Here is a 520-nt window from a genome sequence, read left to right as displayed (position 1 = left end):
GCATCAGAATCAGTATGAACAATATCATCATCATAAGTTCCACCATTTCCAAAAGGACTGCGCACTATCACCACGATAGTGCGCAGTCCTTTTGAGTATGAACCTTAAAGTTGCATAATTAGAGTAAATACTCTATATTAAATTATAGAGTATTTACTCTAAATCGATGGAGGCAGGTGTATCAATGAGTTCAAGCCGAACGAAAGACCATATCATTCATACCGCCATCCAGGTATTTAATGAATATGGCACAGGGGCAATTTCCACGAATACAATCGCTCAAGAGGCGGGGATCAGCCCTGGTAATCTGTATTATCACTATCACAACAAAGAAGATATTATTCGTGCGATTCTCAAAGTGATGGTGAAGGATTGGGATTCCGTGTGGACAGCACCCAAGAACGATTGGACCCCATCTGTGGAAGATTTAAAGTGGATTATTCGGATTAATCTTCAGCTACAGCTCAAGTACCGATTCTTTTATCGCGAGCTGATCATTCTGATCAAGGCAGACCCGACG

The 520-nt window shown here is 41.3% G+C and carries 1 protein-coding gene; it reads left to right on the top strand.

Annotated elements, in window-relative coordinates:
- Positions 1 to 184: 184 nt before the first annotated feature.
- A partial coding sequence (locus ACFRAK_RS29650; RefSeq protein ID WP_394573286.1) for a TetR/AcrR family transcriptional regulator occupies positions 185 to 520 on the top strand: 336 nt, incomplete at its 3' end.

The organism is Peribacillus sp. NPDC056705 (genome assembly GCF_043656335.1).
The sequence above is the reverse complement of the archived record's forward strand: the minus strand, read 5'-3'. Positions and strand labels throughout refer to the sequence as shown.